Origin of the sequence: Serratia sp. H1w (assembly GCF_000633355.1) — a bacterium.
GTDB lineage: Bacteria > Pseudomonadota > Gammaproteobacteria > Enterobacterales > Enterobacteriaceae > Chania.
This window is the reverse complement of the sequence record NZ_AYMQ01000043.1, coordinates 50,673-65,960: the sequence shown is the minus strand read 5'-3', so window position 1 is coordinate 65,960 and position 15,288 is coordinate 50,673. Positions and strand designations below refer to the sequence as shown.

15 protein-coding genes are annotated in these 15,288 nt (G+C 56.8%); 9 read left to right on the top strand and 6 right to left on the bottom strand.

The genetic code is table 11. The features are described from left to right. Positions 1–249: 249 nt before the first annotated feature. The 5 genes from U869_RS0108625 to U869_RS0108605 are packed head-to-tail and all read left to right on the top strand — an operon-like array spanning position 250 to position 5,235. Positions 250–1,818, top strand: a complete 1,569-nt coding sequence (locus tag U869_RS0108625) for an ABC transporter substrate-binding protein (RefSeq protein WP_025121698.1) — start codon at positions 250–252, stop codon at positions 1,816–1,818. A gap of 11 nt (positions 1,819–1,829) precedes the next feature. After that, positions 1,830–2,885 carry an ABC transporter permease gene (locus U869_RS0108620; RefSeq protein ID WP_025121697.1) on the top strand — a complete coding sequence of 352 codons (1,056 nt, stop codon included), beginning with the start codon at positions 1,830–1,832 and terminating at the stop codon, positions 2,883–2,885. A gap of 2 nt (positions 2,886–2,887) precedes the next feature. Next, positions 2,888–3,703, top strand: coding sequence for an ABC transporter permease (locus tag U869_RS0108615; protein ID WP_025121696.1), 816 nt, complete (start codon positions 2,888–2,890; stop codon positions 3,701–3,703). Beyond that, entirely contained in the window at positions 3,696–4,532 is an 837-nt protein-coding gene (locus tag U869_RS0108610) for an ABC transporter ATP-binding protein (protein ID WP_025121695.1), read from the top strand. The genes U869_RS0108615 and U869_RS0108610 overlap by 8 nt, the downstream gene beginning before the upstream one ends. Next, positions 4,519–5,235 (top strand): ABC transporter ATP-binding protein, encoded by a 717-nt coding sequence (locus U869_RS0108605; RefSeq protein ID WP_025121694.1) that lies wholly within the window; start codon positions 4,519–4,521, stop codon positions 5,233–5,235. The genes U869_RS0108610 and U869_RS0108605 overlap by 14 nt, the downstream gene beginning before the upstream one ends. Here the strand turns inward: U869_RS0108605 and U869_RS0108600 are convergent. The 6 genes from U869_RS0108600 to U869_RS0108575 all read right to left on the bottom strand — a co-directional run bounded on the left by U869_RS0108600 (position 5,232) and on the right by U869_RS0108575 (position 11,347). Further along, positions 5,232–5,846: a 2-dehydro-3-deoxy-6-phosphogalactonate aldolase gene (locus U869_RS0108600; RefSeq protein WP_025121693.1), complete on the bottom strand. Its 615-nt coding sequence runs from the start codon at positions 5,844–5,846 to the stop codon at positions 5,232–5,234. The two genes, U869_RS0108605 and U869_RS0108600, sit on opposite strands and share 4 nt — an antisense overlap. Further along, on the bottom strand, positions 5,833–6,747 hold the full coding sequence (locus U869_RS0108595; RefSeq protein ID WP_025121692.1) for a 2-dehydro-3-deoxygalactonokinase: 915 nt from the start codon (positions 6,745–6,747) through the stop codon (positions 5,833–5,835). Before U869_RS0108595 ends, U869_RS0108600 begins: the two co-directional genes overlap by 14 nt. A gap of 69 nt (positions 6,748–6,816) precedes the next feature. Further along, positions 6,817–8,313 (bottom strand): sodium:solute symporter family protein, encoded by a 1,497-nt coding sequence (locus tag U869_RS0108590; protein ID WP_025121691.1) that lies wholly within the window; start codon positions 8,311–8,313, stop codon positions 6,817–6,819. 133 nt (positions 8,314–8,446) lie between these two features. Continuing rightward, positions 8,447–8,845 (bottom strand): RidA family protein, encoded by a 399-nt coding sequence (locus tag U869_RS0108585; protein WP_025121690.1) that lies wholly within the window; start codon positions 8,843–8,845, stop codon positions 8,447–8,449. A gap of 159 nt (positions 8,846–9,004) precedes the next feature. Further along, on the bottom strand, positions 9,005–10,444 hold the full coding sequence (locus tag U869_RS0108580; RefSeq protein WP_025121689.1) for an amidohydrolase family protein: 1,440 nt from the start codon (positions 10,442–10,444) through the stop codon (positions 9,005–9,007). Between the two features lie 39 nt (positions 10,445–10,483). Beyond that, a complete protein-coding gene (locus U869_RS0108575; RefSeq protein ID WP_025121688.1) occupies positions 10,484–11,347 on the bottom strand; it encodes a MurR/RpiR family transcriptional regulator in 864 nt (287 codons plus the stop codon). 193 nt (positions 11,348–11,540) lie between these two features. Here U869_RS0108575 and U869_RS0108570 point away from each other — a divergent pair, with 193 nt between their 5' ends. The 4 genes from U869_RS0108570 to ridA all read left to right on the top strand — a co-directional run bounded on the left by U869_RS0108570 (position 11,541) and on the right by ridA (position 15,154). Then, complete coding sequence (locus U869_RS0108570) at positions 11,541–12,782, top strand: amino acid deaminase (RefSeq protein WP_025121687.1); 1,242 nt, start codon at positions 11,541–11,543, stop codon at positions 12,780–12,782. A 451-nt stretch (positions 12,783–13,233) separates the two neighbouring features. Then, positions 13,234–14,169 (top strand): aspartate carbamoyltransferase, encoded by a 936-nt coding sequence (pyrB, locus tag U869_RS0108565; RefSeq protein WP_025121686.1) that lies wholly within the window; start codon positions 13,234–13,236, stop codon positions 14,167–14,169. A gap of 12 nt (positions 14,170–14,181) precedes the next feature. Beyond that, positions 14,182–14,646: an aspartate carbamoyltransferase regulatory subunit gene (pyrI, locus tag U869_RS0108560; RefSeq protein WP_021807800.1), complete on the top strand. Its 465-nt coding sequence runs from the start codon at positions 14,182–14,184 to the stop codon at positions 14,644–14,646. Positions 14,647–14,767: 121 nt separating this feature from the next. Beyond that, positions 14,768–15,154, top strand: coding sequence for a 2-iminobutanoate/2-iminopropanoate deaminase (ridA, locus tag U869_RS0108555; protein ID WP_025121685.1), 387 nt, complete (start codon positions 14,768–14,770; stop codon positions 15,152–15,154). The last annotated feature ends 134 nt before the right edge of the window (positions 15,155–15,288 follow it).

Sequence of the window (15,288 nt, the reverse complement as noted above, 5' to 3'; positions counted from 1 at the left end):
GACGCTTAACAGAGTATCTACGTGTGAGTCCTGCGTAGGTTTGTCAGCATTCTCAACCCTTCCTATCTCTAGTCATTCCTCCCGCCAGGTTCTATAGTCTTTTTCGTTATAGTTAATAACTGTTTGGCCTTTGCCTGTTTTTTAGCGGCGTTCTACCGTGGCACTCTGGCGGCGGAAATGCCGTAAAAAAACAATGAGAACCACCTCTTCTCCGTTCTGGTTTACCGGCACATTTAAGGGAAAACGTCTATGAAAGCCAAAGTCTTGCCGCTGTTTATTCTGGCCGCCCTCTCCACTACCGCACTGGCAGCAACACCGCCGAATACGCTGGTGGTGGTGCAGTCACTCGACGATATCGTCAGCCTGGATCCGGCTGAGGCCAATGAACTCTCCAGTATCCAGACCGTTCCCAGCCTTTATCAACGTCTGGTACAGGCCGACCGTGATAATCCAGCCAAGGTGATCCCGGTGCTGGCAGAAAGCTGGCAAGATGATGCCGCCGCCAAGACCCTGACGGTCAAGCTACGTCCACAGGCAGCGTTTGCTTCCGGTAATCCACTGACCGCCGACGACGTGATTTTCTCCTATACCCGCGCGGTGAAGATGAACAAGTCACCGGCGTTTATCCTCAACGTGCTCGGCTGGCAGCCCGATAATATCGAACAGCAGTTGAAGAAGATCGACGACCATACCGTGCAACTGAGCTGGACGGCAGACGTCAGCCCGGCGGTCGCCCTGAATATTCTTTCCACGCCGATCGCCTCGATCGTCGATAGCAAAGCCGTGCAGCCTAACGTGAAGGGCGACGACTTCGGTAATGCCTGGTTGAAGATGCACTCTGCCGGTAGCGGCCCGTTCAAGATGCGCGTGTATCAACCGCATCAGGCGATCGTGCTGGACGCCAACCCAACCTCACCAGGCGATAAGCCGCTGCTGAGCAATATCATTATCAAAAACGTGCCAGACCCAAGCGCGCGCCGCCTGCTGATCCAGCAAGGGGATGCCGACGTGGCGCGTGAACTCAGCCCGGATCAGACCGCAGCGCTGAAAAGCCAGGCCGGGGTGAAGGTGCTGGAAATCCCTTCCGCCGAGCAGAACTATCTGGTGTTCAACACCGGCAACAAAGCCAACCCGCTGCTGAATAACTCGGCATTCTGGGAGGCTGCGCGCTATCTGGTTGATTATCAGGGCATCACCAAGGATCTGCTGAAAGGACAATACTTCGTCCATCAGAGCTTCCTACCGGTTGGCCTGCCGGGGGCGCTGGAAGATAATCCGTTCAGCTTCGACCCTGCCAAAGCCAAGGCGATCCTGGCCAAAGCCGGTATCACCAATGCCAGCCTGACGCTGGACGTGGAAAACAAACCACCGTTTATCACCATCGCCCAGTCGTTGCAGGCCAGCTTTGCCCAAGGTGGCGTGAAGCTCGATCTACTGCCTGCCGCCGGTAGCCAAGTGTACGCCCGCGTACGTGCCAAGCAGCATCAGGCGGCGATCAGCTTGTGGATCCCGGATTACTTCGATGCGCACTCCAACGCCAGCGCCTTTGCCTATAACGACGGCAAAAGCAGCACGGTTGCCGGACTGAACAGCTGGCAGATCCCTGAGCTGAGCAAGCAAACGCTGGCGGCAGTTGCCGAAGCCGACCCGGCCAAACGCACCGCGCTCTATACCGCCATGCAGCAGGAATTGCAGCGTAGCTCGCCGTATGTGTTTATCGATCAGGCTAAAACGCAGGTGGTACTGCGCGATAACGTCAAAGGCTACCAACAGGGCCTGAATGCGGATATGGTCTATTACGATCGCGTTAGCAAATAACCAGGATTGTCATGTCGGTAGCAATTAAATCCACGCCGGGGAGCCGTTCCCGGCGTCGTCTTTGGGGTCTGGCGCAGGGGCTGCTTACGCTGGCGTTGACCCTGTTCGGCCTGTTGTTGATCACCTTCCTGCTGTCTGCCCTGTCGCCAGTGGATCGCGTGTTGCAGATCGTCGGCGATCACGCCAGCGCCGCCACCTATGAGCAGGTAAAGCAGCAGCTTGGCCTGGATCGCTCTTTGCCGGTGCAGTTCTGGCACTATCTGGAGCGGTTGGCCCATGGCGATCTCGGCACCGCCAGCGCCACCGGCCAACCGGTGTTGCAGGATCTGCTGCATGCCTTCCCCGCTACGCTGGAACTGGCCACGCTGTCGTTGGCTATCGGCGCCCCACTCGGCGTGCTGGCTGGTGTGTTGTGCGCGCGCTTTGCCGGTAGCAAACTGGATATCGGCGTACGTTTTATTACCCTGCTCGGCAACTCGGTCCCGATCTTCTGGCTGGGGCTGCTGATGCTGTTACTGTTCTACGCCAAACTCCAGTGGAGTGCCGGGCCGGGACGGTTGGACGATATCTTCCAATACACCGTCGAGGCCAAAACCGGCTTCGCGCTGATCGATACCTGGCTTTCCGGCGATGCGGGGGCGGTACGTAATGCGCTGGCGCATCTGGTGCTGCCGGTCTGCCTGTTGGCCTATTATTCGTTAGCCAGCATTACCCGCCTGACCCGCTCCGCCTGCCTGAGTGAACTGAATAAAGAGTACATCACCCTGGCTCGCGCCAAAGGGGCCAGCGAGATGCGCATCATGTTCCGCCATGTGCTGCCCAATATCAGTGGCCCCCTGTTGACAGTGATCGCACTCGCCTACACCAGCATGCTGGAGGGGGCGGTGCTGACCGAAACCGTGTTCTCCTGGCCTGGCATTGGCCGTTACCTGACTACCGCGCTATTTGCCGGGGACACTACCGCCATCATGGGTGGCACGCTGCTAATCGGCCTGTGCTTTGTGATTATCAACAATCTCACCGACCTGCTGGTGCGTTTGCTCGATCCGAGGGCGCGGCTGAAATGACGATGACACTACTTAAACGTTCACCTTCCGCCAGCTGCGGAGCCTTTATCCTGCTGTTACTGGTGCTGATTGCGCTCTTCGCGCCTTGGCTCGCACCCGTCGATCCTAACTGGCAAAACGCCGCCAACCGCTTATTACCACCGGGAGCTGGCCACTGGCTTGGCACCGACAGCTATGGTCGCGACGTGCTTTCCCGCCTGATCTACGGCACTCGCCCGACCCTTGGGCTGGTGCTGCTGGTCACGGCGATCACCCTGCCGCTCGGCCTGCTGATTGGCGTACTTTCCGGCTACTACGGCGGCTGGCTGGAGCGCGTGCTAATGCGCTTTACCGACGTGGTGATGTCGATGCCACGGCTGATCCTGGCCTTCGCCTTTGTGGCAATGCTCGGCCCGGGATTGGTCAATGGCGCGCTGGCGTTGGCGCTCACGACCTGGCCCGCCTATGCCCGCCAGGCCAGAGCCGAGATCCAACTGCTGCGTAAAAGCGACTACCTGGCCGCCGCCGAGATGATGGGAATTCAAGGACCACGCCTGCTGTGGGGGCATATTTTGCCAATGTGTCTACCTTCCGCCGTCGTTCGGTTAGCGCTGGATCTGGCGGGGATCATTCTGGCCGCCGCCGGTCTGGGGTTCCTGGGGCTGGGTGCCCGACCGCCGATGGCGGAATGGGGATCGATGGTTGCCGACGGTATGCAGGTGATCTTCGATCAGTGGTGGATCGCTGCGATCCCCGGCGGTGCGATCCTGATCAGCAGCCTGGCGTTTAACCTGCTGGGCGATGGTCTGCGCGACTTACTGGACCCGCATCATGACTGAGCCACTGTTGGCAGCACACAACCTGAGTATCGAATTTAACGGCCACAAGGTGGTGGATGGCCTGTCTCTCAGCATTGGCCGGGAGAAAGTGGCGCTAGTGGGAGAATCCGGTTCCGGCAAATCCATGACCGCCCGCGCTCTGATGGGGCTGGTGCGCAAACCGGGCATCGTCACCGCCGACAAGCTGCACTACCGCCAAACCGACTTGCTGAAGCTTCAACCACGCCAGTGGAACGAGGTGCGCGGTGCCAAGATCGCCATGGTGCTGCAAGATCCACGCTATGCACTGAACCCGGTGCGTAGCATCGGCAAGCAGATCGAGGAATCCCTGGTGCTACATAACGCGCTGACCCGGGCCGATCGCCATGAGCGGGTGCTAAACGCCTTGGCCGCCGTCGGCCTACCCGAGGGCCTTTATCATAGCTACCCCGGCCAACTTTCCGGCGGCATGGGGCAACGTGCCATGTTGGCGATTGCGCTGGTCAACGATCCGCAACTGCTGATCGCCGATGAGCCAACCTCGGCGCTGGATGCCAAATTACGCAATCAGATCCTCGATCTGATCGTCGAACAAACCACGCGGCGTAACATGGGGCTATTGCTGATCAGCCACGATCTGCCGCTGGTGGCCGAACGCTGCGATCGAGTATTGGTGATGTATCAGGGCAAGCTGGTCGATCAGGGGATCGCAGCCAACCTGCCGCTAGCGACCCATCCTTACACCCGCACGCTGTGGGCCTGCCGCCCGAATGCCAGCACCTACGGCCAGGATCTGCCGGTGCTGGATCGCAGCATTGATTTTAGCCGGGGTGAACATGGCACTGATTGAGATTGAAAACTTACAGGTCAGTTTTCCGCAGGGGAACGGCCATAAGATTGCCGTGGAGTCGGTGAGCTTTGGCGTCGAGGCGGGGGAAACCTTCAGCCTGATTGGCGCTTCCGGCTGTGGTAAATCCACCGTGCTGCGCGTGCTGGCCGGTTTGCAGCGCGAATGGCGCGGTGAGATACGACTGCTTGGCCAACCTCTGCAACCGATGCAGCGCTTTACCGGCCAATTACGCCGCGAGGTGCAGATGGTATTCCAAGATCCCTACGCTTCGTTACATCCACAGCATCAGATTGCCCGCACGCTGGGTGAACCGTTGAAGATCCACGGTGAAAAACACATTCCGGCGCGGATCGAAGAAGCCTTGCGGCAGGTCGGGCTTAATGCAGCTACGGCGCAGCGTTATCCCCATCAGTTGTCCGGCGTGCAGCGCCAGCGCGTTGCCATTGCCCGTGCACTGCTATTGCGACCCAAGTTGCTGCTGTTGGATGAACCTACCTCGGCGCTGGATATGTCGGTGCAGGCAGAGATCCTCAACCTGCTTAACCATCTTAAGCGCGAGCATGGTATGACCTACCTGCTGGTCAGCCACGATGGCGATGTGATTGCCCATATGTCCGAACGGGCCGCCCTGATGGCGAGCGGCCACATCGTACAGCATTATGACCGGGCTGCCTTGCAGACCGGTGAGCATATGCAGGATTAAGCCGTAGCGGCATGCCAGGCGGCGGCAAAACGCTGCGCCTGACGCAGAGTAACCTCTGCCGTTTGGCCTGCCCGATACAGATCCGATCCCAACCCCGCCCCTTGATAACCCGCCGCCAGATACTCGGCCAGGTTATCCGGGGTGATACCGCCCACCGCATACAACTGGGTGGTTTTCGGCAGCACGCTCACCAATGCGCGCACATAGTCTGCCCCCATAATGGCGGCAGGGAACACTTTCACAATATCCGCCCCAGCCTGCAAGGCGGCGAACGCTTCGCTGGGCGTCATGGCCCCGATGCAGGTGATTAATCCGGCCGCTTTGGCACGGCGGATCAGCGCTGGGTTGGTGTTCGGCGTCACCATCAGCGGCGCACCGCTGGCGATTAGCTGGTCCAGCTTCTTGTCATCAATCACCGTTCCGGCCCCGATATGGGCCTGGCTGCCATAATGCTGTTGTAATAACTCCACGCTTTCCAACCAACGCGGCGAGTTGGTCGGCACTTCAATCATCTCGAACCCGGCTGCCAGCAGGTTGCGGGCATGTTCCAGCACCTCTTCCGGGGTGATCCCGCGCAGTATCGCCACCAGCGGCAATTTACAAGGCTGCATAAATCCTCCTGAACCCGTTCAACATCGCAGTCTGTGCATCAAGTACCGTTGCCTGCCACCCCGCCAATTGGCAGGCGGTAAGGTAATGACCGGTCAGCGGGGCATCCCCCACCAGCGCCAGTGTGTTGCTGGTTGGCCAGCGGCGAGCCAGTTGTGCCAGTTCTTCACCAATCAGCGCCCCCGATAGCCACGAAGCCACCGCCTCCGGCGGCATGAAGCCCAGCAGCCGACGCGAACGGGCGTAGAACAGGCGGTTAATCAGCCCTTCGTCGCTTTGCAGCGCCTCTTCCACACCGCGAGTAAACGCTGGCTGGTCGAACGCCCCCTCGCCAGGCAGCCCTTTACCTAACAGGCTGTGCTGCAACAACAGTTGATAAAGTTCGCCGGTCATCGCCGTGGTAAAGCTTTCAATCGTGACTTCATCCGCTTTACGCACTGGCTTTACCCATTTGCTATGGGTACCTGGGAACAGATAGATATCCGCTTGCAGGCACGCCAGAGCGCCCAGCAGCTGTACCTCTTCGCCACGCATCACATTCGCCCGATCCTTGCGGCGCAATGCCAGGCCAGGCCTTAGCCACAGCTGGATCGGCAATGAGGTAGGCACGGGAATACATCCCTGGGCAATCGCACTCACCTCCAGCGGCAAGGCCTGATAGCCGCTGTCCAACCAACCACTATCGCTGCCAATCATCCCCGCCATCAATACTGGCACCTGCTCAGCCACCATCCATTGCCACCAGGGCGCTAACAACGTTCTCAATACCGCTTCATGCTGCCCGGAACCCACAAACTTGATCCCTTGCGGAGCGCTCTGCTGTGCCGTGCACTCTCCGCTTTCTATCCGCCAGGCCCGTAGCTGGCTGGGGCCCCAATCAACGGCGATATAATCGGCCTTCATGTCTTACCTCTGATGCAGGAATTACGGGTAACAACTGGGCGCAGCATGCTACGCCCCCTACGTAGCAAATCAGCAGTCTCGTGTCGCCGTAACCCCCGCTTTTTTACCCAATGGCACCTTGATGATCGGGCGGTTTTCCCGCTCACGGGTGATCATATCCAGCGCTTCTTCACGGCTCATCTGGTTGGCCGGTGTCAGCAGCGTGACCACAACGGCAGCCAGCAGGCTGAACATCACGGATGGGAAGCAAGGGTTGCCCCAGAAGGCCAGCCAGCTGCTGTTCATCAGCACTGCCATCGAGGTGGCCGCCCCGCCAATCAGCGCGGCGATGGCCCCCTGCCAGTTAAAGCGATGCCAGAAACGCCCGAGGATCGAGCAGATAAACAGTCCGGACATGATCATCGAGATCATCTTGGTGATATAGCCAATGATGTCGTTGGAGGTCAGGGCAAAGACCAGCGCCAGGGCGATCACCAACACCAGGAAGATGCGCGAAAGACGGATGGCGTGCTGCTCTTCCGGCATACGTCCGGTAAATAACGTATAGAGATCGCGCAGGATAATAGAGACACCGGCAATAGCGTCGGAGCTGCCGGACGACATATTTGCCGACATGCCCGCCACCAGGATCGCCATGGCAATCACGTGTGGCAGCACCTGGGTACCAAACAGGAAGGCAAAGCCGCTGTTTTCCAGATTCGGGTTCATCGTCCAGACCGCCATGCCGATAATGGCTGGCAGGAAGGAGAAGAACAGATACAGGATGCCGGTAATGGTAAATGACTGTCGCACCGATGAAACGGTCTTGGCCGAGTAGATACGCTGACGATAGGAAGGCGTTGCTAACACGCCCACGCCGATCACCAGGGCCAGGGAGAATGCAGGCAGTATGCCCAGCTTATCGATGGCAAACAGGCTTTGTGCCGCCGGATCCACCGCTTGCTTGATATTTTCCCAACCGCCGACGTGCTGTACCGCCAACACGGCCATTAAAATAAAGCCGAGGAATAACACAATCGACTGTATGGTATCGATCCACACCACGGCAGAGTAGCCGCCGATCCCGACGTAAACCACAAAGGCCAGAGCAATAATCACTTTAGCGACGTTAATATCAATACCACTCGCCCAAGCCAAATATAACCCGCCTCCTAAAATATGTGCCCCGAGCCAACCGATGGAGGCAACAAATATCAGCAAAGCCACGACGTTTTTAACGATTTTACTGCCGCCGGTATAATAAGAGATCTCTTCGCTCATGGTCATGAAACGCATTTTTCTGACCGGTGCAAACAGCCAGGCCACCAATAAAATGCCAATCGCACCACCAATGCCGAAGAGCATGCCGGCCCAACCATTCAGATAGCCGAAGCCTACCGCACCCACGCTTGAGCCGGTGCCAACCATGGTCCCGACCGTGGAACCCAGCGTCAGGAACATCGGCAAAGAGCGGCCACCCAGCAGGAAATCATCACCATTCTTTTGGTGACGTGAAACATACCAGCCAAGAATTATCATGGCGAGGGCATATACGGCAAACCATATAAGGAAAGATAAATTATTCATCGCTCACATCCTGTCAGTGTAGGATACTGGTGAAATAAAGATAAAGAAATAGCGTGCCTCATCTGAAATAAATCAGATGATTATTGTTAAGGGTGGTAAAAACCACCCCTATATTTATATTTTAGAAATGTTGTTATTTATTAATGCGTGCAGCGTTATAACAGGTAATATCGACTTCAACTTTACAATCCACCACCAAATCGGCGACGGCACAAATGCGTGCCGGTGGATGCTCGGCAAAGAATTCGCTGAAGACTTTATTAAATGACTGGAAATAACGTGCGTCGGTCAGGATCACTTTGACGTGTACCACGTCTTTCAGCGCATAACCGGCTTCGCTCATGATATCCAGGCAATTTTGGATCGCCAAGCGTGACTGCTCGACAATGCCACCTTCAACCACTTCACCGTTGGTCATCGGCGTCTGGCCGGAAATATACAGCCAACCACCGGCTTCTACCGCGCGGGAAAAGGGCAGATGTTGCCCGCCAGTGCCGGTAGCGCCTGCTGCGCCGTAGCGTTTAATCGTCATGTGTTCTCCTTACTGATTCTTATGATGGGGCTGGTGCCGCTATCCCCCTCACCCTAGCCCTCTCCCAAAGGGAGAGGGGACCGAATGTGCCACAATTTTACTCCCGCATCTGGCCTTAACACAGGCGCAGCATGCAGCGCCCCTACGTGAGGGGGGACGCTATTTACCCTGGCGGCAGATAAACCGCCCGGCGCGCTGGCCCGTTACGGCCTGCTGCTCATAGCTTTTCACGCCGTTTACCCACACCGCCTCAATCCCCTCGGCGGGCTGCTGCGGTTGGCTGAACGTCGCACTGTCTTTCACTGTATCCGCATCAAACAACACCAGATCGGCGAAATACCCTTCCTTGATCAAGCCGCGTTGCGGCAATTGGTAACGCGCCGCCGACATGCCGCTCATCTTGTGCACCGCTACCGTTAACGGGAACAGCCCCTGCTCACGGCAGTAATACCCTAACACTCGTGGAAAAGCGCCCCACAGACGGGGATGCGGCATCGGATCGTTGGGTAAACCATCAGAGCCTACCATGGTCACCGGGTAGCTCAGCACCCGCCGCACGTCCTGCTCGTCCATGTTGTAGTAAATCGCTCCGGCTGGCATCAGGCGTTTACCCGCGCTGTGGATATCCGTCTGCCACAGTTGGGCGATCTCCTGTAACGACTTACCCGCCATTTCCGGATGCGGTTCTGACCAGGTGATATTGATCGCGAACTCATCGGTGATCTGTTTCATATCCAGCGTCGATGAGCTGGCCGAATAGGGATAGCAGTCGCAGGAAACATCCTGGCTCTGACGCACCTGGTCAAACAGCTTCAGCGTTTCCCTGGTGCGGCCCCAGTTTTTGGCACCGGCACACTTGTGGTGCGAAATCACCACCGGCACTTTTCCGTGGCGGCCAATGCGGAAGGCTTCATCCATCGCCTCCAGAATAGGTTCAAACTCGGAACGCAGATGGGTGGTATAGATCCCCTGCTCTGCGGCCAACTCTTCCGCCAGCGCCATCACCTCTTCGGTCGGCGCGGCAAAGGCGGTGGCATAGGCCAAACCGGTACTTAACCCCAACGCCCCCTGCTGCAATGCCGCACGCAGTTGAGCACGCATGCCCTTGATCTCCTGCGGGCTGGCCGCTTGATACAGATCGGCCATCTGGTTATTACGCAGCATGGTGTGGCCCACCAGCGTCGCTACGTTCACCGCCGGGCACACCTCGGCCACTTTCTGCCGGTAGGCTTCCACCGTAGGGTAGACAAAGTGCTCTTTCTCACCCAGCAGGTTCATCGGATCTGGCACCCGATCGCCGATCATTGCTCCTGCCGCACTGATGCCACAGTTGCCAACAATCACCGTAGTGACCCCCTGCGAGATTTTTGGCAGCATCTCCGGTATGCGGATCACGTTGGTATCATCGTGGGTATGCACATCGATAAACCCCGGCGACAGCACGCGGCCAGTGCCGTCGATCACCACTTCGGCCTGAGCGTTAATCGCTGGCGCAATGGCCGCAATACGATCGCCCTGCACCGCCACGTCTGCCCGGTATTCTGGGCCGCCGCTGCCGTCTACCACGGTGACATTCTTGAACAAATACTGATACTGCATGCGTCTTAGCCCTTCTGGTTGTCGCAGGGGTAACCCGATCTAATCACCTAACGGTTGCCGATTAGCCCCCCCACGATGGCTGTCTAGCGCCAGTTTGATGCGCCGCAGCCGATCCCTGGATTGGCGTTTATTCGCCATTGCCAACTCTGTTGCCAGCACGTCCACCATCGCCAACATGGCATAGCGCGAGGTGCTGGGTTTATAAATGTAATCATTCTCCCGGACGACCAGGCCGAGCAGCACATCGGCCTGCTGGGCTAACGGTGTGTCCGGCGGGGCAATCGCCACCACTTTGGCACCGTATTGCCGGGCGATCGCCGCACTCTCTACGACTTCCTGGGTATACCCACCCAGCGAAAGTGCGATCACCACGTCATTCTTACTGACCGCAGCGGCCATCATGCGCACCAACAACCCATCGCTCTGGGCAATCACCGGCAGCCCCAGGCGGAACAGACGATGTTGCACCTCCGCAGCACAGATGGTGGAACCACCGCCCATGCCAATCGCCAGGATTTGGCGTGCGCCGCTTAGCCAGTCGACGGCTTTGGCCAATGCAGACTCATCGATGGCCCGGCGGTTGATGTTCAGCACATTGATGATGGTTTCATAAATGCCCTGAATACCTTCCAGATCCGGCTCTTCGTGAATAAACCGCTGCCCCACCGCCAGTGACTGAGCCAGCTTCACCTTCAGGTCACGCACGTCTTTGCAGCCAACGGCCTTGGCAAAGCGGGTGATTGAAGCCTGGCTCACCCCGGCTTGGCGGGCAAACTCGGCAATCGGCAGGGCCGTTACCGCTGCTACGTCGTCCAGGATGAACTGGGCAATGCGTTTTTCCGTACCGCTCAGTTCGATAAATCGTTCGGTAATGCGCGAGATGATGTCGATCTCAATACTCATGACCCAACCCCATAGTGGTTAAATTCTGCCATTTACAAGCTGTCAAAACAGTGGAAGACTACACAAAAAGCAGATCTAAAACTGATACTTTGTACCCAAATACGCAATATTAATTTTTATTAATTATCTAAATCATAGTTTTAACTATAGATACCTGTATTTAAAACAAGATAGAACAACCAAGGATAATGTTATGAAATACCAAAACGACGGTTTAATCAGCCATAAAGCTGCCGTGATGTTCCAGGCGGCAGACGGTACCGCCAACCTGCTGCATGAAGACGTCTGTCTACCGGCCGTAGCCATCAAACGTTCCAGCCTGGAAAACAACATTGCCTGGATGCAAAGCTATGCCGATGCGCGCGGCGTTTCCCTGGCCCCCCACGGTAAAACCACCATGACCCCCTGGATTTTCCAGCGTCAGCTGGCACACGGTGCCTGGGCGATTGGCGTCGGGTCGGCCTGGCAGGCCAAAGTGGCGATGGAAGCCGGTTTGCCACGGGTGTTGATGGCCAACCAACTGGTGGGCAAAGCCAACATGCAGTTGATTAGCGAGCTTAAGGAGCAACACCCGTCCACCACGTTTTATTGCTGCGTTGACAGCCTGAGCAATGCGCTGGCGCTGGACGAGTTCTTTAGTGGCCGTGGCCAAACGCTGGATATCCTGCTGGAGCTGGGCGTACCCGGTGGCCGTTGCGGTTGCCGCAGCGTGACACAGGCACAGCAGTTGGCACAGGAGATCTCTACACTATCTGGCCTACGCCTGAGAGGTATTGAACTGTATGAAGGCGTGATGCACGGCGATGATGCCCAACCGAAGATTGAACAATTCCTGCGTGAGGCCGCCGGTTTGCTGCGTGAGTTACACCAGAAGCAACGTTTCGGCGACGAAGAGATGATCCTGACCGGAGCCGGTTCTTCCTGGTATGACGTGGTATGCAACGTCTGGGGCAGCGAAAGCCTGCCGGACAACTGCCGGGTCGTGATCCGCCCAGGCTGCTATATCACCCACGACCAAGGCATCTACCAGGAAGCGCAGAACGCCATACTGGCTCGCGATAGCTATGCTTGCGATTTGGCAGGTGAATTAACCTCCGCGCTGGAACTGGTGGCGTTGGTACAGTCCGTGCCTGAACCGGGCCGTATCATCGTCAACTTTGGCAAGCGTGATGCCGCCTTTGACGCCGGTTTACCGCAGCCGATCGCCCATTATCGTCGTGGTCTGCCACAAGAAAGCGACATCACGGGTCTCACCACCATCGGCATCATGGACCAGCACGCCATGCTGACTTGCCCAGCAGTTAGCGACGTACAGGTGGGCGATATTCTGGTGTTTGCCACCTCGCATCCATGCCTGACGTTTGATAAATGGAAGACGCTGTTTTTAATCGACGACGATTACAACGTGATCGAACAATTGGACACCGCGTTCTAAGCATTGGCTGGCCCCTCACCCTAACCCTCTCCCACAGGGAGAGGGGACCGTATGTGCTACAAATTAGCCCCCTGCGTCTGACCTTGACACGGGCGCAGCAATGCAGCGCCCCTACGTTGAGTCACATTGCCGCATCTGGTACTGAACCAGAAGGCAGATTCGGCCAGCCAAACGATTGCTAAATTGCAAAAAGTGGTGTTTTTACGCTTGCAGAGAAAAAAAGCACGAGTATAATGCGCGACAATTTGCCAGGAGAAAGCATGAAAATCGCGCATTGTTTTGTTCGCCACACTCGACAAAACCGCCAGCCAATCGGCGGGCAACTGCCGTTATTTCCCCTGTTGCAGCAATCATCATTTAAAGCCCCTCGTTGAGGGGCTTTTTTTTGTCCAAAGCATTGCTATTACATTGAAAAGCCCCGCGCCAAGGGCAAGTGTCGAGGAGAGTGAACATGGCCAATCCGCTGTATCGCAAGAACATCATCTCTATCAACGATCTCAGCCGTGAAGATCTGGAACTGGTGCTCAATACCGCCGCCAGCCTGAAAGCCCACCCGCAGCCGGAGCTGCTCAAACACAAGGTGATCGCCAGTTGCTTCTTTGAAGCGTCCACGCGGACCCGTCTGTCGTTTGAGACCGCTATCCAGCGCCTGGGGGCTTCGGTGGTCGGCTTTTCCGACAGCAGCAACACTTCCCTCGGCAAAAAAGGCGAAACGCTGGCCGATACCATCTCGGTGATCAGCACTTACGTCGATGCCATCGTGATGCGTCATCCGCAGGAAGGCGCTTCTCGCCTGGCCTCTGAATTCGCTGGCGGTATCCCGGTGCTGAACGCCGGGGATGGCTCGAACCAACACCCGACCCAAACGTTGCTGGATCTATTTACCATCCAGGAAACCCAGGGCCGCCTGAGCAATATCAATATCGCCATGGTGGGTGACCTGAAATATGGCCGTACCGTCCACTCGCTTACCCAGGCGCTGGCTAAATATGAAGGTAACCACTTCTTCTTCATCGCGCCGGAAGCGTTGGCAATGCCAGGCTATATCCTGAAGATGCTGGACGAAAAAGGTATCTCCTACAGCCGCCACAACAGCATCGAAGAAGTGGTGCCAGAGTTGGATATTCTGTATATGACCCGCGTGCAGAAAGAGCGCCTGGATCCGTCCGAATACGCCAACGTGAAGGCACAGTTTATCCTGCGTGCGTCGGATCTGGCCGGTGCCCGCGACAATATGAAAGTGCTGCACCCGCTGCCACGCATCGATGAGATCGCCATTGAAGTGGACAAGACACCGTACGCCCACTATTTCCAGCAGGCGGGCAACGGCATCTACGCCCGTCAGGCGCTGTTGGCACTGGTTTTAAACGCAGAATTGGCTCTTTAAGGGGGAACCGTCATGACTCACGATAACAAACTCCAGGTTGAAGCGATCAAGTGCGGCACGGTGATCGACCATATTCCGGCGCAAATCGGCTTTAAGCTGCTTTCGCTGTTCAAACTGACCGCCACCGATCAGCGCATCACCATCGGCCTGAACCTGCCCTCCAAAGAGCTGGGCCGCAAGGATCTGATCAAGATCGAGAACACCTTCCTGACCGAGCAGCAAGCCAACCAGCTGGCGATGTACGCCCCGAAGGCTACGGTCAACCGTATCGATAACTATGAAGTGGTGCGTAAGCTGACCCTCAGCCTGCCCGATCATATCGACGGCGTGCTGACCTGCCCGAACAGCAACTGCATCAGCCGCAGCGAACCGGTGGCTTCGAGTTTCAGCGTCAAATCCCATGCCGGGGAAGTGCACCTCAAGTGCCGTTACTGCGAGAAAGAGTTCGATCATCAGGTAGTGTTGCAGACAGATTAATATCGCGGGGAAGCCGCTGTTAATCTGGCGGCCAGCCCTTATAATGGAGTTTCTGAAAATAACTCTACTCCAAGGGTTTCAAACTACCGTTTGAAACCCCAACGGGATATCAGGAGATTAAATGTCACGTAATATCAGCACTGAACTCGCGCCAGCCGCCATTGGTCCTTACGTGCAGGGCGTTGACCTGGGCAGCATGATCATCACCTCCGGCCAGATCCCGGTCGATCCAAAAACCGGTACCGTACCCGATGACGTAGCCGCTCAGGCGCGCCAGTCACTGGACAACGTGAAGGCGATCGTGGAAGCCGCAGGCCTGAAAGTGGGCGACATCGTGAAAACTACCGTTTTCGTCAAAGACCTGAACGATTTCGCTACCGTTAACGCAGCCTATGAAGCCTTCTTCACCGAGCACAACGCCTCGTTCCCAGCGCGTTCTTGCGTGGAAGTGGCGCGTTTGCCAAAAGACGTGAAAATCGAGATCGAAGCCATCGCCGTTCGCCGTTAATCGGCCACGAGATCCTTCGAATACGGCCAGCCTTTGCTGGCCGTATTTATTTATAGGAATTTTATTATCCTCATTAAATTCATCATCTAATCTTCTTTTTACTTCCCCTCGAATTTAAAAATAAAAATCACGTC